26 protein-coding genes are annotated in these 26,594 nt (G+C 66.2%); 13 read left to right on the top strand and 13 right to left on the bottom strand.

Going from position 1 to position 26,594, the window contains the following annotated elements; translation table 11 throughout:
- The first annotated feature begins 54 nt into the window (after window positions 1-54).
- The 6 genes from AC07WC_RS03160 to AC07WC_RS03185 all read left to right on the top strand — a co-directional run bounded on the left by AC07WC_RS03160 (window position 55) and on the right by AC07WC_RS03185 (window position 6,763).
- The gene (locus AC07WC_RS03160; protein WP_495208707.1) at window positions 55-2,748 is read left to right on the top strand and encodes a fimbria/pilus outer membrane usher protein; all 2,694 of its coding nucleotides are present in this window, start codon (window positions 55-57) and stop codon (window positions 2,746-2,748) included.
- Window positions 2,749-2,843: 95 nt separating this feature from the next.
- Window positions 2,844-5,507 (top strand): autotransporter family protein, encoded by a 2,664-nt coding sequence (locus AC07WC_RS03165; RefSeq protein ID WP_495208708.1) that lies wholly within the window; start codon window positions 2,844-2,846, stop codon window positions 5,505-5,507.
- A gap of 118 nt (window positions 5,508-5,625) precedes the next feature.
- A complete protein-coding gene (locus AC07WC_RS03170) occupies window positions 5,626-5,940 on the top strand; it encodes a DUF1153 domain-containing protein (RefSeq protein ID WP_495208709.1) in 315 nt (104 codons plus the stop codon).
- The gene (locus AC07WC_RS03175; RefSeq protein ID WP_495208710.1) at window positions 5,940-6,104 is read left to right on the top strand and encodes a hypothetical protein; all 165 of its coding nucleotides are present in this window, start codon (window positions 5,940-5,942) and stop codon (window positions 6,102-6,104) included. The genes AC07WC_RS03170 and AC07WC_RS03175 overlap by 1 nt, the downstream gene beginning before the upstream one ends.
- Window positions 6,105-6,149: 45 nt before the next feature.
- Entirely contained in the window at window positions 6,150-6,425 is a 276-nt protein-coding gene (locus AC07WC_RS03180) for a hypothetical protein (RefSeq protein WP_495208711.1), read from the top strand.
- 26 nt (window positions 6,426-6,451) lie between these two features.
- Window positions 6,452-6,763 (top strand): transposase, encoded by a 312-nt coding sequence (locus AC07WC_RS03185; protein WP_495208712.1) that lies wholly within the window; start codon window positions 6,452-6,454, stop codon window positions 6,761-6,763.
- Window positions 6,764-6,810: 47 nt separating this feature from the next.
- On the opposite strand, the gene AC07WC_RS03190 is transcribed toward AC07WC_RS03185, so the two are convergent.
- The 7 genes from AC07WC_RS03190 to AC07WC_RS03220 all read right to left on the bottom strand — a co-directional run bounded on the left by AC07WC_RS03190 (window position 6,811) and on the right by AC07WC_RS03220 (window position 13,250).
- Window positions 6,811-7,515 carry a response regulator gene (locus AC07WC_RS03190; RefSeq protein ID WP_495208713.1) on the bottom strand — a complete coding sequence of 235 codons (705 nt, stop codon included), beginning with the start codon at window positions 7,513-7,515 and terminating at the stop codon, window positions 6,811-6,813.
- Between the two features lie 64 nt (window positions 7,516-7,579).
- Entirely contained in the window at window positions 7,580-8,836 is a 1,257-nt protein-coding gene (locus tag AC07WC_RS03195) for a cysteine desulfurase (RefSeq protein ID WP_495208714.1), read from the bottom strand.
- Entirely contained in the window at window positions 8,833-10,095 is a 1,263-nt protein-coding gene (sufD, locus tag AC07WC_RS03200; RefSeq protein WP_495208715.1) for a Fe-S cluster assembly protein SufD, read from the bottom strand. The genes AC07WC_RS03195 and sufD overlap by 4 nt, the downstream gene beginning before the upstream one ends.
- Entirely contained in the window at window positions 10,095-10,859 is a 765-nt protein-coding gene (gene sufC / locus AC07WC_RS03205) for a Fe-S cluster assembly ATPase SufC (RefSeq protein WP_495208716.1), read from the bottom strand. Before sufC ends, sufD begins: the two co-directional genes overlap by 1 nt.
- Window positions 10,860-10,904: 45 nt before the next feature.
- A complete protein-coding gene (locus AC07WC_RS03210) occupies window positions 10,905-11,312 on the bottom strand; it encodes a lysozyme inhibitor LprI family protein (RefSeq protein WP_495208717.1) in 408 nt (135 codons plus the stop codon).
- On the bottom strand, window positions 11,309-12,784 hold the full coding sequence (gene sufB / locus AC07WC_RS03215; RefSeq protein ID WP_495208718.1) for a Fe-S cluster assembly protein SufB: 1,476 nt from the start codon (window positions 12,782-12,784) through the stop codon (window positions 11,309-11,311). The genes AC07WC_RS03210 and sufB overlap by 4 nt, the downstream gene beginning before the upstream one ends.
- A gap of 13 nt (window positions 12,785-12,797) precedes the next feature.
- Complete coding sequence (locus AC07WC_RS03220; protein WP_495208719.1) at window positions 12,798-13,250, bottom strand: SUF system Fe-S cluster assembly regulator; 453 nt, start codon at window positions 13,248-13,250, stop codon at window positions 12,798-12,800.
- 174 nt (window positions 13,251-13,424) lie between these two features.
- Here AC07WC_RS03220 and AC07WC_RS03225 point away from each other — a divergent pair, with 174 nt between their 5' ends.
- Both AC07WC_RS03225 and AC07WC_RS03230 read left to right on the top strand, forming a co-directional pair.
- Complete coding sequence (locus AC07WC_RS03225) at window positions 13,425-13,892, top strand: SET domain-containing protein (RefSeq protein WP_495208720.1); 468 nt, start codon at window positions 13,425-13,427, stop codon at window positions 13,890-13,892.
- Window positions 13,893-14,011: 119 nt separating this feature from the next.
- Window positions 14,012-14,554 (top strand): type 1 glutamine amidotransferase domain-containing protein, encoded by a 543-nt coding sequence (locus AC07WC_RS03230; RefSeq protein WP_495208721.1) that lies wholly within the window; start codon window positions 14,012-14,014, stop codon window positions 14,552-14,554.
- Window positions 14,555-14,600: 46 nt separating this feature from the next.
- Here AC07WC_RS03230 and AC07WC_RS03235 read toward each other — a convergent pair whose 3' ends face one another.
- From AC07WC_RS03235 to AC07WC_RS03250, 4 genes are all read right to left on the bottom strand, one after another.
- The gene (locus AC07WC_RS03235) at window positions 14,601-15,197 is read right to left on the bottom strand and encodes a YceB family lipoprotein (protein ID WP_495208722.1); all 597 of its coding nucleotides are present in this window, start codon (window positions 15,195-15,197) and stop codon (window positions 14,601-14,603) included.
- Between the two features lie 103 nt (window positions 15,198-15,300).
- The gene (locus AC07WC_RS03240; RefSeq protein ID WP_495208723.1) at window positions 15,301-15,840 is read right to left on the bottom strand and encodes a hypothetical protein; all 540 of its coding nucleotides are present in this window, start codon (window positions 15,838-15,840) and stop codon (window positions 15,301-15,303) included.
- 53 nt (window positions 15,841-15,893) lie between these two features.
- Window positions 15,894-16,205: a DUF3861 family protein gene (locus tag AC07WC_RS03245; protein ID WP_495208724.1), complete on the bottom strand. Its 312-nt coding sequence runs from the start codon at window positions 16,203-16,205 to the stop codon at window positions 15,894-15,896.
- Window positions 16,206-16,466: 261 nt separating this feature from the next.
- Window positions 16,467-16,865 carry an HU family DNA-binding protein gene (locus AC07WC_RS03250; RefSeq protein ID WP_019185677.1) on the bottom strand — a complete coding sequence of 133 codons (399 nt, stop codon included), beginning with the start codon at window positions 16,863-16,865 and terminating at the stop codon, window positions 16,467-16,469.
- A gap of 364 nt (window positions 16,866-17,229) precedes the next feature.
- On the opposite strand from AC07WC_RS03250, the gene AC07WC_RS03255 reads away from it, so the two are divergent.
- Complete coding sequence (locus AC07WC_RS03255) at window positions 17,230-17,664, top strand: OsmC family protein (protein ID WP_495208725.1); 435 nt, start codon at window positions 17,230-17,232, stop codon at window positions 17,662-17,664.
- 84 nt (window positions 17,665-17,748) lie between these two features.
- Window positions 17,749-19,422 carry an amidohydrolase gene (locus AC07WC_RS03260; protein ID WP_495208726.1) on the top strand — a complete coding sequence of 558 codons (1,674 nt, stop codon included), beginning with the start codon at window positions 17,749-17,751 and terminating at the stop codon, window positions 19,420-19,422.
- A gap of 15 nt (window positions 19,423-19,437) precedes the next feature.
- On the opposite strand, the gene AC07WC_RS03265 is transcribed toward AC07WC_RS03260, so the two are convergent.
- Window positions 19,438-20,313, bottom strand: a complete 876-nt coding sequence (locus AC07WC_RS03265) for a PhzF family phenazine biosynthesis protein (RefSeq protein WP_495208727.1) — start codon at window positions 20,311-20,313, stop codon at window positions 19,438-19,440.
- A gap of 205 nt (window positions 20,314-20,518) precedes the next feature.
- On the opposite strand from AC07WC_RS03265, the gene AC07WC_RS03270 reads away from it, so the two are divergent.
- The 3 genes from AC07WC_RS03270 to murD are packed head-to-tail and all read left to right on the top strand — an operon-like array spanning window position 20,519 to window position 25,898.
- Entirely contained in the window at window positions 20,519-23,122 is a 2,604-nt protein-coding gene (locus tag AC07WC_RS03270; RefSeq protein WP_495208728.1) for a bifunctional aspartate kinase/diaminopimelate decarboxylase, read from the top strand.
- Window positions 23,123-23,155: 33 nt separating this feature from the next.
- Window positions 23,156-24,508, top strand: coding sequence for a UDP-N-acetyl-alpha-D-muramoyl-L-alanyl-L-glutamate epimerase (gene murL / locus AC07WC_RS03275; protein WP_495208729.1), 1,353 nt, complete (start codon window positions 23,156-23,158; stop codon window positions 24,506-24,508).
- The gene (murD, locus tag AC07WC_RS03280; RefSeq protein WP_495208730.1) at window positions 24,489-25,898 is read left to right on the top strand and encodes a UDP-N-acetylmuramoyl-L-alanine--D-glutamate ligase; all 1,410 of its coding nucleotides are present in this window, start codon (window positions 24,489-24,491) and stop codon (window positions 25,896-25,898) included. Before murL ends, murD begins: the two co-directional genes overlap by 20 nt.
- A gap of 48 nt (window positions 25,899-25,946) precedes the next feature.
- Here the strand turns inward: murD and AC07WC_RS03285 are convergent, their stop codons facing one another.
- Window positions 25,947-26,543: an SMI1/KNR4 family protein gene (locus tag AC07WC_RS03285; RefSeq protein WP_495208731.1), complete on the bottom strand. Its 597-nt coding sequence runs from the start codon at window positions 26,541-26,543 to the stop codon at window positions 25,947-25,949.
- Window positions 26,544-26,594: the final 51 nt, after the last annotated feature.

Below are 26,594 nucleotides of genomic sequence, written 5' to 3' on the forward strand. Positions count from 1 at the left end.
CGGCGCTGCGCGAAGGTGCGTGCGCTCTGTACGTATAGGATCGACATAGTCGTTATGTATTTCTATTGGGATGTAGCGGAGGCGGATAACCGCCGTGCCATTCGTCACCATGCGCTTGCCGTGGCACTGGCATCGGCGTGTGTGGCCGGACCTGCCTGGGCGGACACTTCGCCGACACCTCGGAGTGTGGAATTCCGCTCGGGCCAGTTTCCTGGCAGCGCCAAGATTGACCTGTCGCGCTTCAATCATAGCAGTGTGATTCTTCCGGGTGTCTACCCCGCGACGGTTCATGTCAATGGTCAGCCGGTTGGCCCGGAGTCGCTACGCTTCGAGATGTTGGAAGGTCAGGATAGTGCGCAGCTGTGCGTCGACCGCCTGATGCTGGATCGCTTCGGAGTCGACCCCGAGCATCTTGATGGAGACGAAGGTGAGCTTGCGGCGACCGTATCACCGGATGCTTGTCTGAGCATTGGGCAGTGGGTGCCCGGTGCGACGGCACGTTTCGATCTAGCCGAACAGATGCTCACGGTACAGGTGCCGCAGCTTTACCTGTCGCGACGCCCCAGTGACTACGTATCTCCAGCGCAGCTAGATCGTGGCGTGCAGGCTGGGTTGCTGCAATACAACGCCAATCTGTACGACATGCGTTCGCAGGGGCGGACCAGCACGCGTGGCTACCTGGGTGTGCGGGCCGGCGTCAACGTCGGTGGCTGGCTGATGCGCCACCAAGGCTCTCTGGCGTGGAGTGAAGGCGACGGCACCCATTACCAGCCGACGAGTACCTTTGCCCAGCGCGATATCCTTTCCCTGCAGTCTCAGCTTGTGGTCGGTCAGCTTTACTCACGTGGCGATCTGTTCGGTAGCGTACGTGTACGTGGTTTTGAACTGGCGACCGATGATCGGATGCTGCCGCAGTCTATGACCGGCTATGCGCCGGTCGTGCGCGGGGTGGCGGAGACCAATGCGCTGGTCCGCGTTCAGCAGCGTGGTGTAGTACTGCGTGAATTGACGGTGGCTCCCGGGCCGTTCGAGATCGATGACCTTTACGCCATCGGTTACGGCGGCGACCTGGAAATGGTCGTGCGCGAGGCCGATGGTCGCGAGAAGTCATATGCGATACCGTTCACCGGCACCGCCCAGCTGCTGCGCCCTGGATACAGCCGCTATGCATTCAGCGCGGGGTACGTTGATTCCGTACAGCACGGCGACGATCCCTATCTGATGCAGGCCCAGGTGCAGCGTGGCCTGAGTAACGCGGTGACCGGCTACGCCGGTGCGCTCAAGAGCACGCATTACGCGGCTACCCAGGTCGGTGCTGCGCTCAATACACCACTCGGCGCATTCTCGCTCGATCTGACCCAATCCCGGCTGACGATGCCGGATGATTCGATGGATGGCCAGAGTCTGCAGTTCCGCTATAGCAAGCAGCTGCTCGCGACCGGGACCACCTTTTCGTTGGGTGCATACCGCTATTCCACCGAAGGTTACGTAGATGTCAATCAAGCGCTGCGTCTGCGGGCTGAACTGAGGAGCGGTGACCAAGGGCGTCACATTGATCGCTACCGTAGTCGGGTGGAAGGTACGGTAAATCAGACGCTGGGACGCAATGGGGGGGCACTGTACGCCACGGCGTCCAACATGGACTACTGGAACCGTGATGGGCGCAACTTGAGCTATTCGCTGGGCTACAGCAACAGTTGGCGCCAGGTTGGCTACAGCCTGGCTGCCCAGCGGGCCATCCGGCTTTCGGATCGTCGCAGCGACAACGAGGTCAGCCTGACCCTGACCCTGCCACTGGGTCGCAGCGCACGCGCTCCGATTCTGAACTCGACTCTGCGCCATGACCACAATCAGGAGCTCGGCACGACGCTGGGTGTCAATGGCACCGCGGGTGCGGACCGTCAAATGCAATATGGATTCAATGCTGCGCAGCGGCCGGGAGCCTCTTCGGCGGGGGCTTCGGCGCAGTACAGATCAGCGCAGGCGATCGTGGGCGGCAGCTACTCGAAGGGGAATGACTTCCGTGTCACGTCACTGGATTTCAGTGGCGGCATCGCCGTGCATGCTGGCGGGCTAACGGCGGCTCCCAGCCTGGGCGACACCATCGGTCTGATTCATGCCCCCGGCGCGGTCGGCGCCAGGGTAAGTGGTGGCGACGGTGCCCGCGTTGACTCGCGTGGCTATGCCTTGGTACCGACGTTGACCCCCTACCGATTCAACACAGTGGAGTTGGATCCGCGCGGTATGTCGACGGATGTGGAGCTGAAGTCCAGCGCGCGAGTGGTGGCACCACGGCACGGGGCGGTGGTGTGGTTGGCATATACCACCGATGTAGGCCGCGCGGTGCTGATCAAGGCGCGGCAGGCCGACGGCAGCACGTTGCCCTTCGCTGCGACGGTCCATGATCAGGCCGGCAACAGTGTCGGTAGTGTGGGCCAGGGCAGCCGCCTGCAGATCCGCAGTAAGGATGCGCAGGGCGTGCTGACCGTGCGCTGGGGACAGCGGGCCGGTCAACAGTGTCAGATCACCTACAAATTGCCCGCGGCTGCGTCGCAGCGCCAAGGGTTGGCGCCAGATGTCATTGAAGATGCGGTATGTGTCGAAGACAAATGGTTTGCAGAAGGCGAGACCGAGGGGGATGTGTCAATGGCGCCGCTGCGACATCCCGTCTCTGCGAGCGCATCGGCGTTCAGCGGCAGTTCTTCGTGGCCCCGGCTTCGCTTTGCATCAGAAAGAGAAAACCTATGATGAGTACTCCTTGCTCTCCACGTCGTTTGCTCGGCGTTGCGGTACACGCCGCCTTACTGACTACCTCGAGTCTGCCGGCGTTCGCCGGTCAGGTCGTGGCCGACGGCACCGATGTTCGCGCGCCTGGCGGCGATTACGACAGTGACGGTCAGGTTGGGCCGGACAAGTCGGTGTTCTACGCGCGGCGGGGCGGCACGATCGCTGCAGAAGGGCCGGTCTACCTGCGCGCGGGCGGAAACGGCGTCAATGGCGTGTTCGCCGAGGGTGTGGGCAGCATGATCACCCTTGACGGTGGGCACATTAATGTCACGGGCAACTTTTCAAGCGGGTTGCATGCCAGCCAGGGGGGGCGGATTGATGCCCGGAATCTGATCATCAGTAAGACCGGGATCGGGCACGGCGCTTTCCTCGAAGATGCCGGCAGCTCGCTTCGCCTGGGCGGCAGCGCGATCAGCACCAGTGCCAATGACAGCCATGGCGTGGCGGCGATGCTCGGAGGCACGGTGGAGCTCTCCGACAGTCGCATACTGACCCGCGGCTTTGCAGCAGTGGGCATCAACGCCAATCGCGGTGACCCTGCGGTACAGCTGCAGCGGGTGGAGGTTGCCACCGAAGGCGACTACTCGACGGCGCTGTGGCTTCTCTCCAATGGCGTAGTGCGTGGTCAGGATGTGAACCTCTCCACGTTAGGTGATCACGCGGCAGGGGTGGATGTGCGCGACGGTCAGATTGATCTTCACCGTGGCGCGATCAGTACCGTCGGCGTTGGATCGCACGCGCTCTACGCTTCGAGCGAGCGGGAGGGTGGAGCAGTGGTACGCGCCGATGCGGTGAGTATCCATACCACCGGAGACAGTGCGATCGGCATGGTGGTACGCAAAGGGGCTCAGGTTGGGATAACTGGAAGCAGCTTGCGCACTACAGGAGCCTTGGCGCCGGCGCTGTCCGTGTCGGACGAGGGAAGTGTGCTGAACGTGAGCGGTACGTCGGCATGGTCGCAGGGTGAGAAGGCCTGGGGCCTGAGCATCAATGGCGGCACGTTCAGCATGGACGGCGGCGTCCTTGGCAGCGAACATCATGGCGCGATCAGTGCGTCGGGCACGTCGATCCTGAGCTTCGGTGGTGCGGCACAGTTGTTCGGCGGCAATGGGCAATTGCTGGTGCTGGAGGAGGGGGCGGCCGGTGAGAGCGTACGACTGGACCTGCGTGACGGTGTACAGGCCCGGGGTGACATCGTCCATGCTGAAGGTGTCACTACTCCGCCAGGGAGTAGTCTCCAGGTAGCGATGGATCGGCGCGTCTACTGGCAGGGCGCTACGGACGTCGTCGACGACCTCCGGATGAGTGGTGGCAGCCAATGGACCATCACCAGCGACTCAACCGTCGGCAATCTTGTGCTGGACAACAGCGCTCTGACATTTAGCCCGCCGGGGGATGGCGGGCGTTTCAAGGTGCTGACCATCAATGGCGACTATCATGCCGACGACGGCGCCCTGGTGTTGAACAGCCGCCTGGAGGGGGATCAAGCACCCACGGACCGGCTGATTGTGGAAGGAAACACCTCGGGCCGAACCTTGTTGACGGTGAACAGTGTCGGGGGTGTGGCTCCAACCAGTGGCGATGGCATCGAGGTGGTCACGGTCCATGGCCGTTCCGATGGTGTGTTCGTGCAGCGGACACGCGCTGTGCGGGCGCAGTACGAGTACTTTCTGCACAAGGGCGGCAGCAGAGAGGCGGACAGTGGGCACTGGTACCTACGTTCAGCGCTGCTGTCGACGGATCCCGATCCCACGCCGGAGCCAGGCCCGATTCTGCGCCCCGAGCCGGGTGCGTACTGGGCCAACCAGACGGCGGCGCTGGAGATGTTTCAACATCATGGCCTGCACGACCGTCTCGGCGCACGTCTGCCACATCCAGGCATCGAACAACGTGGAGCCTGGGGGCGCGTGAACCAGCAGCAGGAGAACTACGGGCTGCAGGGCGGCCAGTTGGAAGTGCGTTCGCATCGCACCCTGCGCCAGACGGGCACTGACTTCTACGGTAGCCACAGCACCCGGGTCGGGGGGATGTTGGGTTACGGCCAGGCCCGCAATCATTCGCGGTCGGTCACGACCGGATACGAGGCGAGTGGCCAGGTAGACGGAACGGCGCTGGGCATCTATGCCAGCTGGCTGGAACCAAGCGATGACCAGAGTGGCGTGCAGCTGGACAGCTGGTTGCAGTGGGCGCGCTATCGTCACAAGGTAGACGGCACGGGATTGGCGGCGGAACGCTATACCGCGCGAGGGGCGTCCGCTTCGATCGAAGTGGGTTATGCCTACCCCTGGCAGTTGGGGGAGTTCACCACGCTCTATGTTGAGCCGCAGCTGCAGGTCACTTACACCGGTTACACGGCAGGTCGCCATGTGGAGCATAACGGCACGGTCGTCTCGGTGAAGGGTGCCGGAGGGTTGGCGACGCGTACCGGGATGCGCTTGTATGGACAGCGCGGCACGCCAGGACCGCATCTCCAGCAACATGCTTGGGTGCAGCCCTATCTGACGCTGAACTGGCTACGCAACAGTCACGCCGGCGATGCATTGCACTTCGATGGGCAGGCCTGGGCAGGTGATGCACGGGGCGACCAGGTCGAGGTCAAGGTTGGGGCACAGTTTCAATTGAGTCCGCGCCTGACCGGCTGGAGCGAATTCGGACTGCAGTCTGGTCGGCACCAGCTGCGAGCTGCAGGTGGACAGTTGGGCCTGCGCTACAATTGGTGACACATTGCGCCCGTGCAGCGTCCATTTGCAATGCACGGGTGCGCGCAGCTCGTACGGAAGATGTGTAATGACCCACTGAAGACCTGCTCAGGTGTTACTTTTCCCGAAGGAGACACCGATGAGCGAGATGATGGAAGTAGAGATCAAGCGCTGGACGGCCCGACGCAAGTCAGCGCTGGTCCTTGAGATCATCCAGGGCAAGACGACGGTGGCCGCAGCCAGTGGCCAGTTCGACCTGACGCCGGCCGAGATCGAGAGCTGGGTCGAGGACGGCAAACGCGGCATGGAAAACGCCCTGCGTGCCAAGCCGGAGGACGTGCGCGAGCAGTACGAGCGCCAGCTCAAGAATCTGCAGGAAGCCTATGGTGAGGCGATGCTGGAGATCCGCGCCCGAAAAAAGCTGGCGTCCCTGCTGGGAAAGGGCGAGAGCTGATGCGCTCGGTCCCGCAGGGCCTGAAGGACGGCGGTTTCGCGGTGCCGATGACCAAGCTGTGCCAGTGGTTCGATGTGGCACGTCGCACGACGTACTACAAACCGACCCGGTTACCGCCCAAGGTGAAGCTGGAGCTGGCCGAGCCGATCAAGGAGATGATCTAGGCCGAGCCCTCGTTCGGCTATCGCACGGTGGCAGCGCTGCTGAGTATGAACAAGAACACGGTCCAGCGGATCTTCCAACTCAAAGGCAGGCAGGTGCGCAAGCGCCCGCCTGGCCAGCGGCCGCGGATTGAAGCCAAGGTGTCGCGCGCGCAGGGGCCAGACCAGCGCTGGGCCACCGACCTGTGCCGGGTCTGGGGCGGCAAGGACGGCTGGCTGAGCCTGGCACTGGTGATCGACTGTGGCACCGGACAACTGCTTGGCTGCAGCTGTCACGGACCGGCAAGGCCAGCACCGCCTCGGCCGCGCTGGAGCAGGCGCTGATTACCCGCTACGGCACGTTGGGGAGGGTGCCAGCCCCTTTCCTGCTGCGCTCGGACAACGGGCTGGTATTCACCAGCCGCGACTACACCCGCCTGGTGCGCAGCTATGGCTTGCAGCAGGAGTTCATCATCCCGCACTGCCCACAGCAGAACGCGATGGTGGAACGGGTGATCCGAACGTTGAAGGAGCAATGTGTGCATCGGCATCGCGTTGAGAGCCAAGTACACGCCACACGGGTGATTGCTGATTGGATCACCTTCTACAACCAACAGCGCCCTCATCAGGCGCTGAAGATGATGACCCCGGACGCGGCCTATGCCGCTACATTAACCGCATGACCTGAGCAGAAAACGGTGGGTCATTACAGATGGGCCCTGCGTGGAGTTCATTGACGGTCCAGTTGGTCGCGAATCTTGAACAACTCGTTATCGTTGCGGATGCCGATCTTTCGATATGCCGATTGCTTCTGTGTGCTGATCGTGTTGCTGCTACGCGAGAATTTGCTGGCGATCTGGGACACGGACATGCCGTCCAGGCAGCACCGCAGCACTTCGCGTTCACGTGTGGAAAGCAATGTGCTGGCGAGCAGAGGCGAGGTGCCCGTCTGCAGCTGCGTACAGGTGGTGCGGAGTCCGGACTCCGAGAAATCTGCCAGATCCGTCGCCATGTCCTGCGTCAGATGGATCTGACCGCGTGCCATTGCACGTACTGCGGCAACCACCCCGTTCAGTGCCTGGGATTTTCCGATGAAACCATGCGCACCAGCCTGCAGCACCAAAGCAGCTGTCGCCGGGGTGTACTGGGCAGTAAGTACCAGCAGTTTGCATCGTGGATATCGCGTTTTTACAGCCCTGATCAGCTTGATCCCGTCGACATCATGAGCGCTGAGGACGAAATCGATGATCGCGATGTCGATTGTACGCTGGGCGAGTGCATCCAACAGTTCGCGACTGGTCGCACCATGACCGACCACCTCCATGTCGTTCTCAACGGAAAGTCGCTGTGTGAGGCCATGTAGAACGATCTCGTGGTCGTCCAGGATGAATATGGAGTGTCGAACATCCTGGTTGAGGGGTGGCGTAGAGTGCATGAAGTTGAGTCGGTCTTTATGGCGATTGAGGTTGCTTGGGAATGCCCGGATCGGGGCGTAGGTTTCAGCCCAGCAGTTTGAGCACCTTGTTCAGCGCCACGATGAAGCGCTCGATTTCTTCATGCGTGTTGTAGAACGCCAGCGAGGCGCGGCAGGTCGCGGCGACGCCGTAGTACTGCAGCAGCGGGTGTGCGCAGTGCTGGCCCGAGCGCACCGCGACGCCTTCCAGATCCAGCAGGGTGGCCAGATCGTGCGAATGCGCGCCGTCCACCAGGAAAGAGACCACCGCGGCCTTGTCCGGCGTGGTGCCGAAGATGCGCAGACCCTCGATCTTGTTCAGCTCCTCGGTGAAGTGCGCCAGCAGCTCGCCTTCGCGGGCTTCCACGTGCTCCAGTCCCAGCGACTCCAGGTAGTCCACCGCCACGCCCAGGCCGATGAAGCCGGCGATGTTCGGGGTACCGGCTTCGAACTTGTGCGGGGCGTCGTTGAACACGGTGCCGTCGAAGCTGACTTCCTTGATCATCTCGCCACCGCCGAGGAACGGCGGCATGGCATCGAGGTGCTCGCGCCTGGCCCAGAGTGCACCGGTGCCGGTCGGGCCGCACATCTTGTGGCCGGTGATGGCATAGAAGTCGCAGCCGATCGCGGGGATGTCGACCTTGCGGTGCGGCACGGCCTGGGAGCCGTCGACCACGGTGATGATGCCGCGCTTGCGGGCTTCGCGGCAGATCTCGCGGACCGGATTGACCGTGCCCAGCACGTTGGAGACGTGGGCAACCGCCAGCAGCTTGACCTCGGGGGTCATCGCCGCGCGCAGCGCGTCCAGGTCCAATGCACCCGCCGGGGTGATCTCGGCCACGCGGATGGTCGCCCCGGTGCGCTGGGCGACCAGCTGCCACGGCACGATGTTGGCATGGTGTTCCATGCGCGAGACCAGGATCACGTCGCCCGCTTTCAGTCGCGGCAGCGCCCAGGAGTACGCGACCAGATTGATCGCGAAGGTCGTGCCGCTGCACAGCACCAGCTCGCCGGCGCGCACGTTGAGGAAGCGCGCCAGCTTGTTGCGTGCGCCTTCGTAAGCATCGGTCGCTTCGGTACCGAGCGCATGCACCGCGCGGCTGACGTTGGCGTTGTAGCGGCGGTAGAACTCGTCCACCGCGCCGATCACCTGCACCGGCTTCTGGCCGGTGTTGGCATTGTCGAAATACACCAGCGGTTTGCCGTGCACTTCGCGCATCAGCAGTGGGAAGTCCAGGCGCACACGGTCCCAGTCGGGCGCGGCACCGGTATCGGCGACCGGGCGCGGCGTGGACAGGTTCATGCCACGCCCGCCAAGGCGAGGGCACGGTCGAGCTGGGTGGTCAGCTGCTCGGTCAGGCGTGCGTCGAGGGCATTGAGCGGTTCATGGCAGAACGCCGCGCTCAGCAGCTGCTGCGCGCGATCGGCCGGCAGACCGCGCGAACGCAGGTAGAACAGCGCGTTGGCATCGAGCTGGCCAACCGTGGCGCCATGTGCCGCCTTTACTTCGTCGGCGTCGATCACCAGCGTGGGCTGGGTGTCGATCTCGGCATCGGCGGAGAGCAGCAGGTTCTTGTTGGACAGGTTGGCGTCGGTGCCATCGGCGCCTTCACGGATGTGGATGCCACCGTGGAAGACCACGCGGCTGCGGTTGGCCGCCACGCCCCGCCAGACCATTTCCGAGGCGGTATCGCGCGCGATGTGCTCGATGCCCAGGCGGGTATCGACATGGCGGCGGCCATTGCCGAGCAGCACCCCGTTGGCGGTCAACTGGGCGTTGTCGCCCTCCAGGCGGACGTTGAGCTCATGGCGGCTCAGCGCGGCGCCCAGCTCCAGATCGACGCGGCGGTACTGGGCATTGCGGGCCAGCACGGCATCGGTGCGCAGCAGCGAGGTGGCGCGGGTGGCATCGGCCTGCACGCGGGCGTGCGAAAGCACGGCGTCCTGCGCAAGGTGGACGTGCACCAGGGTGTTGCCCAGGTGCGCGGCATCACCGACATGCAGGTGATGCTCGACCACGCCCAGCGCGGCTCCGCTGCGCAGTTCGATCAGGTGGCGGTGGTGCCAGGACAGATCGGTCTCGCCGGCCACGCTGATGAAAACCAGCTGCAGTGGCGCCTCGACCTGCACGCCTTCGTCCACACGCAGCAGCACGCCTTCGTCGGCAAGTGCGGCATTGAGGCGCGCGAACACTTCCTCGCTGCGCTCGAAGCGGCGGCCGAGGAAACGGGCGGCTTCATCGCCGGCGGCCAGCGCCGAGGACAGGGTGGCCAACTGCACGCCGGCCGGCACCGCCGCGACATCGCTCAGCGCGCCGGACGGGCGGCCATTGACGAACACCAGCCGCGGCGACGGAATATCGGCCAGCAGGGCGGCATCGACCTGGGCCGGGGCGAGCGGGGCGGGCCGGAAGCTGCGACGCTCCAGCTGGCGCAGGGAGGTGTACTTCCAGGCTTCGGTACGCGGGCCGGGCAGGCCGGCCTGCAGCGCGGCATCCAGCTCGGCGCGACGTGCATCGCTGCCGCAGAAGCCGCTGGCGAGGGAATCGAGCAGGGCGCTCATCAGGCCGCTGCCTCCGGCACCACGCGGTCCTTCAGGAAGTGGTAGCCGTGGGCTTCCAGTTCCAGGGCCAGTTCCGGGCCGCCGCTCTGCACGATCCTGCCATCGGCCAACACGTGCACCACGTCCGGCTTGATGTAGTCGAGCAGGCGCTGGTAATGGGTGATCACGATGAAGGAGCGGTCCGGCGAACGCAGCGCGTTGACGCCGTCGGCCACGCTCTTGAGCGCATCGATGTCCAGGCCGGAGTCGGTTTCATCCAGGATCGCCAGCTTCGGCTCGAGCACGGCCAGCTGGAAGATTTCGTTGCGCTTCTTCTCGCCGCCGGAGAAACCTTCGTTGACGCCGCGGTGCAGCAGTTCGTCCTTCAGGTGCAGCACGGCCAGCTTCTGGCGGACCAGCTTGAGGAACTGCATTGAATCCAGCTCTTCCTCGCCGCGCGCCTTGCGCTGGGCGTTGAGCGCGGCGCGCAGGAAGTAGGTGTTGTTCACGCCCGGGATCTCCACCGGGTACTGGAAGGCCAGGAACAGGCCGGCGGCGGCGCGCTCTTCCGGCGCCAGCTCGAGCAGATCACGGCCTTCGAACTGCACGCTGCCTTCGCTCACGTCATAGCCGTCGCGGCCGGCCAGGACATTGCCCAGCGTGGACTTGCCGGCGCCGTTGGGGCCCATGATGGCGTGCACCTGGCCGGGCTTCACATCGAGCGAGAGGCCCTTCAGGATGTCTTTTTCGCCGATGCGTGCGTGGAGGTTGTCGATCTTCAACATGTCGATAATCGTCTTGTCAGATAGGGGAACTGGAGGCAGCGCGACTCAGAGGTCGTATTCGCTGCGCTCGAGGAATTCGTTGCGCAGGTAGGTGGTGCGCGCGGTGGTCAATGCCGCCTTGGCGCCGGAATACAGCATCGGGTACATCGAGCCGTACAGGAAACGCGGATCCTCATCCTCGCCCACCGGGTAGCGTGCTTCCAGGTCGGCGTCACGCAGCTGGATCCAGAGCCGCTGCGCGGCTTTCATCTTCGCCAGCGCGACGGGCTCGCCGGCCAGTTTGGTCACGATCTGGCCGTAGACGGCATTCAATTCGGCATCGGCCTTCTTGAAGTCCTGGTCGGCGCACGCATTGAGTTCGAGCTGATTGCCGCCGGGGTTGCACACCACGTCCTGCGCGAACGCCGGTGCCACCGCGCACAGCAGCACGGCCAGGGGGAGCAGGCGCTTCATCCGACCGAGCCTTCCAGGCTGACTTCCAGCAGTTTTTTGGCTTCCACCGCGAACTCCATCGGCAGCTCGCGGAAGACCTGTTTGCAGAAGCCGTCGACGATCATCGACACCGCGTTTTCCTGGTCGATGCCACGGGCGCGGCAATAGAACAGCTGGTCGTCGGAGATCTTGGAGGTGGTCGCTTCGTGCTCGACCGTCGCGGTGGGGTTCTTCACCTCGATGTAGGGGAAGGTGTGCGCGCCGGACTTCTTGCCGATCAGCAGCGAGTCGCACTGGGTGTAGTTGCGCGCACCCTCGGCGCCGCGGTCCATCTTGACCAGCCCACGGTAGGTGTTCTGGCCATGGCCGGCACTGATGCCCTTGCTGACGATCTTGCTCTTGGTGCGCTTGCCGATGTGGATCATCTTGGTGCCGGTGTCGGCCTGCTGACGATGGTGGGTCAGCGCGACCGAGTGGAACTCGCCGACCGAATCGTCGCCGAGCAGCACGCAGGACGGGTACTTCCAGGTGATCGCCGAGCCGGTCTCGACCTGGGTCCAGGTGACCTTGCTGCGCGCGCCACGGCATTCGGCACGCTTGGTGACGAAGTTGTAGATGCCACCCACGCCGTTCTCATCGCCCGGGTACCAGTTCTGCACCGTGGAGTACTTGATCTCGGCATCTTCCAGCGCAACCAACTCAACCACTGCGGCATGCAGCTGGTTCTCATCGCGCATCGGCGCGGTGCAGCCTTCCAGGTAGGAGACGTACGCCTTGTCTTCGCAGATGATCAGCGTGCGCTCGAACTGGCCGGTGTGGCCGGCGTTGATGCGGAAATAGGTGCTCAGCTCCATCGGGCAACGCACGCCCTTGGGGATGAACACGAAGCTGCCGTCGGAGAACACCGCCGAGTTGAGCGCGGCGAAGTAGTTGTCGCCGACCGGGACCACGGTGCCCAGGTACTGCTTGACCAGCGCCGGGTGCTCCTTGATCGCTTCGGACATCGAGCAGAAGATCACGCCCTTCTCAGCCAGTTCCTTGCGGAACGTGGTGCCGACCGAGACCGAATCGAATACCGCATCCACGGCCACGCCGGCCAGCTTGGCGCGCTCATGCAGCGGCACGCCGAGCTTGTCGTAGGTATCCAGCAGTTCCTTGGGAACGTCGTCCAGCGAGGCGTACTTCGGGCCCTTCGGTGCGGAGTAATAGCTCAGCGCCTGCAGGTCGATCTGTGCGATCTGCAGCTTGGCCCAGTCCGGCATCGGCATGGTCAGGAAGTGGCGGTAGGCCTCCAGGCGCCACTGCGTCATCCACTCCGGCTCGTCCTTCTTGGCCGACAGGGCACGGATGGTGTCCTCGTCCAGGCCGGGCGGCAACGAGTCCGATTCGATGTCCGTGATGAAGCCGGCCGAGTACTTGCGGCCGAGCTGCTCGTGGATCTCGCGGTTGGGGGTATCGCCGGTGGCGACGGTGTCGAGGGTTTCGGTGGCCATGGGGGCTGCCTGATCAGGAGACGACGTCCGCCGCGATCGCGCGGCGGTGGGCGTCAACAAGGGGAAGAGGGGGCAGGATCTGCGCCAGGGTGACCGCGCGCAGCGCTTCGGACACCACGTCGTTGATCATCCGCCAGCTGCTGCGGGCGCCGCACTGCAGCTCGCGGCCGCACTGGCTGTGGTCGTGCGCGCACTCGGTCAGGCCGAGTGGCCCTTCCATGGCTTCCACGATCTCGAACAGGGTGATCCGGTCCGCCGCGCGGGTCAGCCGGTAGCCGCCGCGGACGCCGCGCAGGCCTTCGACCAGCCCGGCCTGGGCCAGTGGCTTGAGCAGTTTGCTGACGGTTGGCGGTTCCAGACGGGCGAACTCGGCCAGTTCGGTCGCACTGAGCACCTCGCCCGGACGGGCGGCGAGCACGGTCAACACGACGGTGGCGTAATCGGTAAGCTTGGTGACGCGGAGCATGGCGGGGGTGCAGAACCATAAAGCGGACTGAAATTGTACGCTTTTCTCCGGCGGCATCCAACCCGCCCGTTCAGGCGCCCGCAGGGCGACCTGGGGCGCGTATTGAACCGCATCGCTTTGGCAATCACAAAGATTAGGCGAGAATCGGGGCTTCCTACCGCAACGGTCAGCCAGATGCCCAAGAAGATCCAGGCCCGCAAGTCCACCATCCATGGCAATGGCGTGTTCGCGCTGGCGCCGATCAAGAACGGTGAGCGGGTCATCCAGTACAAGGGTCTGCTGCGCAGCCACGCCGACGTGGATGCCGACGACACCGGGGATGTGGAAAGCGGCCATACCTTCCTGTTCACCCTCAATGACGACTACGTCATCGATGCGAACTACAAGGGCAACGACGCGCGCTGGCTCAACCACAGCTGCGAGCCCAACTGCGAGGCGGTGATCGAAGAAGCCGAGGGTGACAACCGCCGCGAGGACAAGGTCTTCATCGAGGCGATCAAGGACATCCAGCCGGGCGACGAGTTGACCTACAACTACGGCATCACCCTGGCCGAGCGCCATACCGCACGCCTGAAGAAGATCTGGGAATGCCGTTGCGGCTCGAAGAAGTGCACCGGCACCATGCTCCAGCCCAAGCGCTGAGGTGATCAAGGCAGCGGCCTGGGCGCGCTGCCTGCACCGACGCCCCGTGCACATCCTGGTCACCGCGGCCCAATGCGTCCCTGGCCACACTGAGCGCTCCTACTTACTGGAGCCGCTCAATGGCACATGCACTCAACGGCAAGCACATCGCGATCCTCGCCACCGATGGTTTCGAGCAGTCCGAGCTGCAGGACCCCAAGCGACTGCTGGAGTCGTGGGGGGCCTCGGTGAAGGTGATCGCGCCCGGTGACGCCAGCCAGATCCGCGGCTGGAAAGACAAGGACTGGGGCGAGAACGTGACGGTCGATGCGCCGCTGAAGGGCGCCCGGGCCGAGGACTACGACGCGCTGGTGCTGCCCGGCGGGGTGATCAATCCTGACAAGCTGCGCATCGATACCGATGCAGTGGCCCTGATCAAGGCGTTCGGCGCGGCGGGCAAACCGGTCGCCGCGATCTGCCACGGTCCGTGGTTGCTGGTCGAGTCCGGCCTGGCCAAGGGCCGCAAGGTCACCTCGTGGCCGTCGCTGAAAACCGATCTGGGCAATGCCGGTGCGGAGTGGACCGATGCGGAAGTCGTGGTCGACGGCGGCCTGATCACCAGCCGCAAGCCGGGCGATATCCCGGCGTTCGCCGATGCGGTGGCCAAGGCGCTGGTGGGGTGATCCTGGCGGTAACGATCAGATCAGTGCATCCCCCAACGGTGGGTGCCTACCGGCCCAGCAGGCCGGAAGGCACCAGGGCGCCGAGATCCTGATTGAACGTGACCACCAGCTTGCCGTTCTGCACCTGTGCCGACTGCACCTGCAGGGCGCCGAGCAGGGCGCCTACGCTCGGGTCGATCTTGTAGATCGGCTCGCGCTGGGCGTAATCGGCCAGCCAGGTATTGAGCAGGCTGCGCGTGCGTGAATCGAGCTTGCCGCCGTTGTTGGCCGGCGTGAAGTCATCGACGGTCGGCTCCTGCAGATGGAAGCCCTGGGTCTGCGCGTCATAGCGCAGGCCGCTGCTCAGCTTGACCTTGCCCAGCGGCGCCGGGTTGCCGCCAGCGGTGGCCATCGCCACATCGAAGCCGAGGTCCAGGCGGCTGCCCTGCGGCAGGGTCAACTGCGGATGGCTCATGGTCATCGCGATCAGGCCCCCCAGCGCGTTCTGCGTGCGCGGGAAACTGCCATCGAGGTACTGCTGCACATCGGCGGCACCCACGGACAACGCACGGCCGGACACGCTGGGCGCGGCCTGCGCGCCGATGGCGGCAGCAAGCAGGACGGTGCAGGCGGCAAGGCGGGACAACAGCGGGCGAACGTTCATGGCGGAAGGCCGTGGGGAATGAGACGCCAACAATAGCGCGCGCGGCTGAATCCAGCTTTGACGTGCGACGACTGGCGCCCAGTGCCTGACGCCGCCGGCAGGATCAGTTCAGTACCGGCTGGATCGAGGCGCCGTGGATCTCCCATCCGCTGCCATCCACGCGTGGCTGCAGCCGATACCAGCCTTCGAAACGCAACGTGCCGGTGGCGGTGCTGACCCGGATCTGGACTGGCACCTCGCGCAGCCTGGAAGGCTCGGCCGTGTCCCGCGCGAGCGGCGCGCCCGTCTTGATGCGCAGGCCGCGGAAATCGGGGAGGGCACGCAGGGCAGCATCGTCTGGATGGCCGCCGGGACTGCCGCCCGTCCATAGCGCGTCGGCGCCGGCGAGGTCGCCCTGGGCCAGGGCGCTTACATAACGGTGTACCACCGAAGGCTCGTCCAGCGCATCTGCGGCGACCGCGCTCGGCGCGGCCGCTGCCGGAGCGGTGGGCGGCGATGCCGACGCGTCGTCGTGGTCCGATGCCGGGGCCGCCTCCGCAGCAGCGGCCTCGGCGGACGCGGATGGATCGGCCACGGGCGGATGCTGCTGGCAGGAGCAGCCGTGCAGGATCAGCAACGGCAGTAACAGGACGGCGCGGCGCATGCAGGACTCTCCCCCGGAGAGCGCCGAGTGTAGCGCCGCGCGCGGCCCTTGGCTCAGGGCGCGCCCTGGATCGATTCCAGCGCGGCCAGCACCTCGTCCAGCTGCGGTTGCAGCACGGTCAGCGGGTGATGGGGCTCATCGGCGTGGCGCTGGGCGAGATCGCGCAGCAGCTGGGTCGCGACGATCGCCGCAGCCCGTTCGTCTCCGCTGAGCCCGGTGTTGCGGCGCGCGATTTCCAGCAGCCGCATCCAGTCCTGCTGGGCACGATGTTCCAGCTCGATGGTGCAGCGCCCGCTGCACTGCAGGCCGTCCTTTTCGATCGGGGTGACGGTGATGAGGTAACGCTGGGAAGAAGAGCTGGCCATGGCTGCCTGCGCGGTGGGGGACAAGGCCACCATAGGCTGCGCCCCGCGCGGCGACGACAGGCGCGGTCGCACGCAGTGTTCCACCCTGTGCGTTCCGCTCCGGCACGGTATCCCGCCAAGCGCGGCAGGGCCGGCGTTTTCAGGCTTTCCGCATGCTCCACGCACCATGGGCAACGCTGTGTTTCGTTGCGAGGTGGGGGCCTGAAATGAAGACGGGACGGCGTAAGCCGTCCCGTCCGGGTGCTGCAGGAGGCGCGCAGATCAGAGCGCGGCGTCCTTGAGCTTCTTGAGCGGACGCACCTTCAGCTTGGTGGAGGCCGGCTTGGCGGCGAACCACTGCTCTTCCTTGGTGAACGGGTTGATGCCCTTGCGCTTCGGCTTGGCCGGCACGCTGACGGTGGAGATCTTCAGCAGACCCGGCAGGGTGAAGCTGCCAGCGCCCTTCTTGTGCACCGAAGCGGCGACGGCGCCTTCCAGCGAGGCGAGCACGGCGCGCACGTCCTTGGCGACAACGCCGGACGCTTCAACGATGTGTGCAACCAGACCAGACTTGCTCAGCACTTCCTTGATCGGCTTGGGAGCGGCCGGCTTCGCGGCTGCCTTCGTAGCGACTTTCTTTACTGCCTTCTTCGGGGCAGCCTTCTTAGCGGTCTTTGCCATGGTTTCCTGTTCCGTGAACGGTTGGTTGTTTGGTCGCGCCGAACCCCGTCGGCAAGCGAAATGTAGGGCAACTATGGGGCGCCGCCAATAGGCAAACGCATAAAAATTCGTGATTTCCACGCCCTTCGTTACCGCAGTGCATCAGGTCATAGCCAAAAAACAGGGTCCGCCCTCGCGGCGGCTGCCATCGGTCATGGACCGTCGCACCCCGACTGTCGCACGAAAACCACTTGAAAACAGCATCCATCGTGATCGCCGATTCAGTTCGGGGCGATGCCGGACCATGGGCCGGCGGCGGCCAGACACGGTGCTAACGCGCGGCGGTCTAGGCTGGCCTGGCCATTCATCCCGCAGGAGATCAATCATGGGTATTTCGCGTCATGCCACCGCGCATTGGGAAGGTGACCTCAAGACAGGCAAGGGACAATTGAGCACGCCCCAGAGCGGCCTGATGGACAAAACCCGCTATGCCTTCAGCAGCCGCTTCGGCGACGAGAAGGGCACCAACCCGGAAGAACTGATCGCCGCCGCACACGCTGGCTGCTTCACCATGGCACTGTCGGCCAAGCTCACCGAGGCCGGTTTCGTGCCCACCTCGCTGGATACCGAAGCCAAGGTCGACCTCTCCATGGAAGGTGGTCCGCAGCTGTCGCAGATCACGTTGAAGGTGAAGGCCGTGGTGCCGAACATCGAGGCCACCCAGTTCCGCGCCATCGCCGATGACGCCAAGCAGAACTGCCCGGTCTCCAAGGCGCTCAGTGCAGTGCGGATCACGCTCGAGGCCGAACTGGCCAGCTGATCGGCATCGCGATTGGTGCACAGCAGATTGTGATGGGAAAGCGGCGGCCGCATAGTCGCCGCTTTCCTGTTGTGGGGTATCTGCATGCGTCCGACCGCTCTCGCCGCTCTGATGGCCTGCCTGCTGGCCGGCACCGCGCAGGCCGATGTCCGGCTGCTGACCGCCGCGACCATCCATACCGGTACGCCGGATGCGCCGGTGGCTACTGCCCTGGCCTGGGACACCGACACCGGGCGCGTGCTCGCCGTCGGTGACCGGCAGGCGATGCTCGAACTGTACCCCCTGGCGGCGTTGACCGACCTCGGCGAGGCGACCGTGATCCCGGGCCTGATCGACGCGCACGCCCACCTGATGTTCCTCGGCGGCACGCTGATGCAGGCCGACCTGACCGGCGCGACCAGCCCACAGGACATCGTGGCGCGCCTGCAGCGTTTTGCGGCGGACAATCCGGAAGGCTGGCTGCTGGGCAGTGGCTGGGACCAGAACCGCTGGCCGGGGCAGCAGTTCCCGACCGTGGCCGATCTCGACGCTGCATTCCCGGACCGCCCGGTCTGGTTGGGCCGCATCGACGGCCACGCCGGCTGGGGCAACAGCGCGGCACTGCGCGCGGTCGCCCAGCGCCCCGGGCAACGCGCGCTGAAGGGCAACTGGCAGCCTGCAGGCGGGCGCATCGTGCGCGATGCCGAGGGCCAGCCGAGCGGGGTGTTCGTCGATGAAGCGATGACCCTGGTGCAGGCGGCGATCCCGGCCCCGAGCGAGGCCGCACGCGAGCAGATGCTGACCCGCGCGCTCGACAAGGCCGTCAGCCAGGGTCTGACCGGCGTGCACGACATGGGCGTATCGCGCGCCGATCTGGCCCTGATGCGCCGCTTCGCCGATGCCGGCAGGTTGCCGCTGCGCATCGATGCCTATGCCGATGGCAATGGCGAGGCCTTGGCCGACCTGTGCGCGAACGGGGCCTACCAGCACGCCGGTGGCCGCCTGGAAATGCGCGGCGTCAAACTGTTCATGGATGGCGCGCTGGGCAGCCGCGGTGCAGCGCTGCTGGCCGACTACAGCGATGACCCGCACAACCGCGGGTTGCTGGTCACCTCACCTGAGGACTTTGAGACCGCGGTGCGCAAGGCCGATACCTGCCATCTGCAGGTCGCCACGCACGCGATCGGCGACCGCGGCAACCGGATCGCGCTGGACACCTATGCGCGGGTGCTTGGCGAGCGCAGCCGCAGCGATCACCGCTGGCGGATCGAACATGCGCAGGTGGTCGCGCTGGAGGACATTCCGCGCTTCGCCCAGCTCGGCGTGATTGCCTCGATGCAGCCCACCCACGCCACCTCGGACATGGGCTGGGCGCAGGACCGGGTCGGCCCCGAGCGGATCCTGGGGGCCTATGCCTGGCGGCGGATGCTGGCTTCCGGCGCCCGGCTCGCGCTCGGCTCGGATTTCCCGGTCGAGCAGGTCGATCCGCGGCTGGGCCTGTCTGCCGCGGTCACCCGCCAGGATCGTGCGGGGCAACCGCCGGGCGGCTGGCAGCCGGATCAACGGCTGAGCGCGGCCGAAGCGCTGCGCGGTTTCACCGCCGATGCGGCGTGGGCGGGCCATGACGAGGCCCAGGTCGGGCGTTTGCAGCCCGGACTGCGCGCGGACTTCGTGGTGCTCGACCGCGACCCGCTGAACGTTGCGCCGGCCGAGCTGGCCGGCCTGCAGGTGCGCTCGACCTGGGTCGATGGCGCACCGGTGTACGACGCGGCGCGTTGAGGCGCCGCCGCACGATCACCAGTCCAGCGTGCCGCGGATGACGGTCTGCACCTGGCCGCCGGACCAGACATCGCCGTGGTCATCGATGCGCAGGGTGAGGCGCGCATCGTGGCCGACCTCGCGGCCCTGGCTGACGACATAGCCGTGCGCGGTGCCGGGCAGTGCGTCGCGGCTGTCCAGCCAGGCGGCGAGCACCGCATTGGCCGCACCGGAGGCGGCATCTTCGAAGCGGCGACCATTGCCGACGAAAGCACGCACTGCCAGATCCCAGGCCTGGCCCTGGCTGCGCGCGTAAGCAAACACGCCCATGCTGTCGGTCGCTTCGGCCAGGGTGGCCACGGCGTCCCAGTCCGGGGTGAGCGTGCGCAGGGCGGCTTCGTCTGCCAGTTCAACCACCCACCAGCTGCGGCCACCGGCCATGCGCGCCGGCGGCAGGGGGCCCAGCGGCCAACCGGCCAGTGCGGGCTGCAGGCGCGGATCGTTGGCGGTGGTCACTTCGGCCACCGCTGCACGCGGCGTGCGGATCGCGATGGTGCGGGTATCGCCGCTGCCGTCCACGCGCAGGGGCAGCGCCCCGGCGATGCCATCCTGGACCAGCACGCCCTCGACCGCGGCGGCCACGCCCAGTTCCAGCACGGCGTGGGCGGTGCCCACGCTGGGATGGCCGGCGAACGGGACCTCCTTCTGCGGGCTGAACATGCGGATGCCGTAACTGGTGCCCGGTGCCTGTGGCGGGAACACGAAGGTGGTTTCCGGCAGCCGGGTCCAGCGGGCGATGGCCTGCATCGCCGCCTCGTCCAGGCCCTGTGCATCGAGCACGACGGCCAGCGGGTTGCCGGCGCCGGGGTAGGGCGAGAACACATCCAGCTGCAGGAAACGACGGGAGGTCATGGCGGGGCGCTCAACGAAAAACGGGCGGGCAGCTTATCAATCGGCGCCGCGTTCCGGGCCCTGATCGTCGCCCCGCGCACTGGCGCGGGCCAAATCCGACCGGCCTCGGTCGCCTGGGCCCTGCAACGGGCAGGCTTGGCATAGAATCGGGGGTTCGGCCCGGCGTGCCGGGCGATTCCCCCCCACTACCCAAACCTCCACCTCCATGTCAGCTTCCCCCCTTGTCGATCGCTGGATCGTACTGAAGTTCGGCGGCACCTCCGTGTCGCGTCGTCACCGCTGGGACACCATCGGCAAGCTGGCGAAAAAACGGGCGGAAGAAACGGGCTCGCGCGTGCTGGTGGTGGTGTCGGCACTGTCCGGGGTGACCAATGAACTCACCGCGATCGCCGATGGCGCCGCCGACAGCCGCGACCGTGTCGCCGCGCTGGTCGCGCGCCACCGTGAGTTCCTGACCGAACTGGCGCTGGACGCCACCGTGCTGGACGTCCGTCTGGACGCGCTGGCCGGGCTGCTGGACGACCCGCGTGCCGCCGGGCGGCCGCTGGAGTGGCAGGCCGAGGTGCTGGGCCAGGGCGAACTGCTGTCCTCGACGGTGGGCGCCGCCTACCTGCGCGCCAGTGGTCTGGATTTTGGCTGGATGGATGCGCGCGAGTGGCTCGATGCGCTGCCGCCGCAGCCCAGCCAGAGCGAGTGGTCGCAGCGCCTCTCGGTGAACTGCCAGTGGCGTGCCGAGTCGGATTGGGCCACGCGTTTCCGCGCCCAGCCGACCCGCATGCTGATCACCCAGGGCTTCATCTCCCGCCATGCCGATGGCGGCACCGCCATCCTCGGTCGTGGCGGTTCGGATACCTCGGCGGCGTACTTCGGTGCGCTGCTCGGTGCCAGCCGGGTGGAGATCTGGACCGACGTGCCGGGCATGTTCAGTGCCAACCCGAAGGACGTGCCGGACGCACGCCTGCTGACCCGCCTGGACTATTACGAAGCGCAGGAAATCGCCACCACCGGCGCCAAGGTGCTGCACCCGCGCTCGATCAAGCCGTGCCGCGATGCCGGCGTGCCGATGGCGATCCTGGATACCGAGCGCCCCGAGCTGCCGGGCACCAGCATCGATGGCAACGCCGCCTCGGTGCCGGGCGTGAAGGCGATCAGCCGCCGCAACGGGATCGTCCTGGTCTCGATGGAAGGCATCGGCATGTGGCAGCAGGTCGGCTTCCTGGCCGACGTGTTCGGGCTGTTCAAGAAGCATGGCCTGTCCGTGGACCTGATCGGTTCGGCCGAAACCAACGTGACCGTCTCGCTGGATCCCTCCGAGAACCTGGTCAGCACCGATGTGCTGGCCGCGCTGTCGGCCGACCTGTCGCAGATCTGCAAGGTCAAGATCATCGTGCCGTGCGCGGCGATCACCCTGGTCGGCCGCGGCATGCGCTCGCTGCTGCACAAGCTGTCCGACGTGTGGGCCACGTTCGGCCGCGAACGCGTGCACATGATTTCGCAGTCGTCCAACGACTTGAACCTGACCTTCGTTATCGACGAGGCGGACGCGGACGGGCTGCTGCCGATCCTGCACGCCGAACTGATCGACAGCGGCGCGATGCCGGTGGAAGAGGGCGAAGTGTTCGGCCCGCGCTGGCGTGAGATCGCTGGCACCATCCGCCCGCGCGAAACCGCCTGGTGGCGGGGCCAGCGCGAGCATCTGCTGACGCTCGCCCAGGCCGGTACGCCGCGTTACGTCTACAACCTGCCGACGGTGCGGGCGCGTGCGCGCGCACTGAACGCGATCAAGGCGATCGACCAGCGCTACTACGCGATCAAGGCCAACTCGCACCCGGCCATCCTGGAAGTGCTGGAGCAGGAAGGCTTCGGCCTGGAGTGCGTCTCGCACGGCGAGCTCAAGCATGTGTTCAATACCCTGCCGACGCTGTCGCCCAAGCGCGTGCTGTTCACCCCCAGCTTCGCGCCGCATGCCGAGTACGACGCCGCGTTCGCGCTGGGTGTCACCGTCACCCTGGACAGCGTGGAAGCCCTGCAGCGCTGGCCGGAACTGTTCAGCAACCGCGAGCTGTGGCTGCGCGTGGACCTGGGCCGTGGCGAAGGCCACCATGCCAAGGTCCGCACCGGTGGCAAGGACTCCAAGTTCGGCCTGCCGATCGCGCGCGTGGATGAGTTCGTGCGCATCGCCGGCGAGCTGGGTACCCGTGTGGTCGGTCTGCATGCGCACCTGGGCAGCGGCGTGGAAACCGCGCAGCACTGGCGCCTGATGTGCGATGAACTGGCCGGGTTCGCCCGCCGCATCGGCAGCATCGAGACCATCGATATCGGTGGTGGCCTGCCGATTCCGTACAGCGCCGACGACGAGCCGTTCGATCTGGAGGCCTGGGCCGCCGGCCTGGCCGAAGTCAAGGCGGTGCACCCGGCGTTCCGGCTGGCGATCGAACCGGGCCGCTATCTCGTGGCCGAGTCCGGCGTGCTGCTGGCACGGGCCACCCAGGTGGTGGAGAAGGACGGCATCCGTCGCGTCGGTCTGGATGCGGGCATGAACACGCTGATGCGCCCGGCCCTGTATGACGCCTGGCATGACATCGAGAACCTCAGCCGCCTGAGCGGCTACTCCGAGGCGATGTTCGACGTGGTCGGCCCGATCTGCGAGTCCAGCGATGTGTTCGGCAAGCGCCGCCGCCTGCCGGCTTCGACCGCGCCGGACGATGTGATGCTGATCGCCGACGCCGGCGCGTATGGCTACGTCATGGCCAACACCTACAACCAGCGCGAGCTGCCGCGCGAGGACGTCATCGATGACGGCCCTTGACCGCTGCCTGCCGCCTTTCAAACCGGATACACCATGACTGCTTTTGATAAACACCAGGTTGCCGTTTTCCGCTTCGTCCGCTGCGCGTTCGCCGCGGACACCGGCGTGGCGCAGCTGGTCTACGCCTTCGATGACGGCCCGGAACTGATCGAGACGGTGACCATCCCGGGGGCGCCGTTCGTGCTCGAGGGCGACCGTGCCGAAGCGGTGCAGCGCGCGCTGCGCCTGCTGCACCTGATCGCCGGCGTGAGCTACTACAAGGCTGGCGTGCCCGAGCAGGTGCGCATCGACAGCTACACGATTGATGCGGCCACCGCCGCGCTGGTCGAGACGGTGTACCTCAACGGCCTGGGCGAGTTCGCCTACCGTAATGGCCTGAACCTGCGTGGCCGCTTCCGCCTGCCGGTGGAGGGCGAGGCCTTCGCCGCGCCGGCGCTGGGCCTGCGCGAACACGCGCTGGTCGCCATTGGCGGCGGCAAGGATTCGCTGGTCAGCATCGAAGCGCTGCGCAGCCTGGGCATCGAAGAGACGGTCACCTGGATCGGTGGCTCGCAGCTGATCCGCGCCTGCGCCGAGCGCACCGGCCTGCCGATCCTCAACATCGGCCGCACGCTGGCCCCGGAGCTGTTCGAGCTCAACCGCCAGGGCGCCTGGAACGGCCATATCCCGGTCACCGCGGTGAACTCGGCGATCATGGTGCTGGCGGCCCTGCTGCAGGGCGTGGACCAGGTAGTGTTTTCCAACGAACGCTCGGCCAGCTATGGCAGCCAGATTCCGGGCACCGGCGAGGTCAACCACCAGTGGTCGAAAGGCTGGGCGTTCGAGCAGGCCTTCGGCGAGCACCTGGAACGGCACGTCGCGGCGGACCTGCACTATTACTCGCTGCTGCGCCCGCTGTCGGAGCTGGCGGTGGCGCGTCAGTTCGCCAAGAGCGATTTCTACGACGCGCATTTCTCCAGCTGCAACCGCAACTTCCACATCCTGGGCGAGCGCCCGGTGAACCGCTGGTGCGGCGTCTGCCCGAAGTGCCACTTCGTGTTCCTGGCGCTGGCCCCGTTCATGCCGAAGATGCGCCTGGTCGGGATCTTCGGCCGCAACCTGCTGGACGATATCGAGCAGGCCCCGGGCTTCGATGCGCTGCTGGAATTCCAGGACCACAAGCCGTTCGAGTGCGTCGGCGAAGGCCGCGAATCACGCGCGGCGATGGCCACCCTGGCCGCGCGCCCGGAGTGGAATGAAGACGCGCTGGTGAAGCGTTTCGTCCACGAGATCCGCCCGCAGCTGGAGACTGCCGAACTGCAGATCGAACCGCTGCTGGTCCTGGAAGGCGAGCACCGCATTCCACCGGCGATCTGGGAGCGCCTGCGTGCGAATTTCGCAGCTTGAGGGCAAGCGCGTTGCGTTATGGGGATGGGGACGTGAGGGACGCGCCGCGTTCCGCGTCCTGCAGCAGCGGCTGCCGTCGCTGCCACTGACCCTGTTCTGCCCGGACGCGGAGGCCGCCGCGGCGCGTGAAGAAACCCACGGTGCGCTGGGGGTCCGTTCGGATGTCAGCGGCGAGGCGCTCGCGGCGTTCGAGGTGGTGATCAAATCGCCGGGCATCAGCCCGTATGGCGAGGCGGCGCTGCATGCCGCCGCGCAGGGCACGCAGTTCATCGGCGGTACCTCGCTGTGGTTCGCCGAGCAGGCCGCCGCCGACGGCATCGTGCACGACACCGTGTGCGTGACCGGCACCAAGGGCAAGAGCACCACCACGGCGCTGCTGGCGCATCTTCTGCGCGCCTCGGGCGCGCGCACCGGCCTGATCGGCAACATCGGCCTGCCGCTGCTGGAAGTGCTGGCGCCGCAGCCTGCGCCGCAGTACTGGGCGGTGGAGCTGTCCAGCTACCAGACCGGCGAGGTCGCGCGCAGCGGCGCGCACCCGCAGGTCGCGATCGTGCTGAACCTGTTCCCCGAACACCTGGACTGGCACGGCAGCGAAGCGCGTTACATCGAGGACAAACTGCGGCTGGTCACCGAGGCCGCGCCGCGGATCGCCGTGCTCAACGCGGCCGACCCGCATCTGGCGGGTTTGTTGCTTCCGCACAGCGAGATCGTGTGGTTCAACCAGCCGCTGGGCTGGCACATGCGCGGCGATGTCGTGCATCGCGGTGAGCAGCCGGTGTTCGACACCTCGCATACGCCGCTGCCAGGCCGACACAACCGCGGCAACCTGTGCGCGGTGCTGGCGGCGATCGAGGCGCTGGGCCTGGATGCAGTGGCGCTCGCGCCGAAGGTGCAGGACTTCCGCCCGCTGCCCAATCGCCTGCAGACCATCGGGACGCGCGAGGGCATCACCTACGTCAACGATTCGATCAGCACCACGCCGCACGCGAGCCTGGCGGCACTGGAATGCTTCGCCGGCCGCCGCATCGCGCTGCTGGTGGGCGGGCATGACCGTGGCCTGGACTGGCACGACTTCGTCGCGCACATGGCGCATGACGTGCCGCCGGTGGAGATCGTCACGATGGGCGCCAACGGCCCGCGCATCCACGCGCTGCTGCAGCCGCTGGCCGATGCCGGCCGCTTCGGCCTGCATGCCGCCGCCGATCTGCCCGAGGCCATGCAGTTGGCAGGCAAGGCGCTGGGCAGGCAGGGCGGGGTGGTGCTGTTGTCGCCCGGTGCGCCGAGCTATGGCGTGTACCGCGACTACGTCGCACGCGGCCGTCACTTCGCCGAACTGGCGGGGTTCGATCCCGATGCGATCACTGCGATCCCGGGCATCGGCATCGCATGACGTGCCACGCTAGAGCCGACCATTGGTCGGCTGCCTGGGATCCTGCGCTCAGGCGTCTTCTTCATCGATGAACGCGTAATCCCCGTCGATGAGCTGCTGCAGGTACGCATCGAAGCCCGGCGCGATCACCCGGTAGCTGTCCGGGTCGTGCAGGTAACGCACCACCTGGCCGACGGTACCGCCGGGGGCAGGGTCGAAGTCCAGGTACAGCATCGAGGTGCCACCATTGTTCATGCAGTGCGAGAAGCACAGGCGCCTGCTCATGGGCAGGTCGGCATCGATGCCGTCGCCGAGGATCTCGGGGTCTTCCTCGAGCCACTCCTCGTAGATCGAGCGGATGCTGTCATCCCACTGCGCGCTGTCTTCGAACACCTGCTCCACCGAACGCAGGTAGTAGGGGTAGTGCCCCGCTTCGACATCCGAGCCCAGCATCAGCACCGTCACTTCGCCACCGGGGAAGGCACGGAAATGCGTCCCATCGACCCGCGCCAACAAGGCCAGCAGGCTCTCGGGCACCTGTGGCCAGCGCTCGCGCAGGCGCTGCAGATCGGCCGTGCTGGCACCCTCGACCCAGGCCCACATCCGCGCATCGTCGTCGGGCAGGCGCGGCACCAGGCCGGAAAGGAAGCGGTCGACAAGGCTCATGCGGAGTTCCATGCACACGGGCCGGCCAGCCTGCCATAACAGGGACGGAGG

The sequence above is a fragment of the Stenotrophomonas sp. GW821-FHT01H02A genome, from assembly GCF_059422145.1.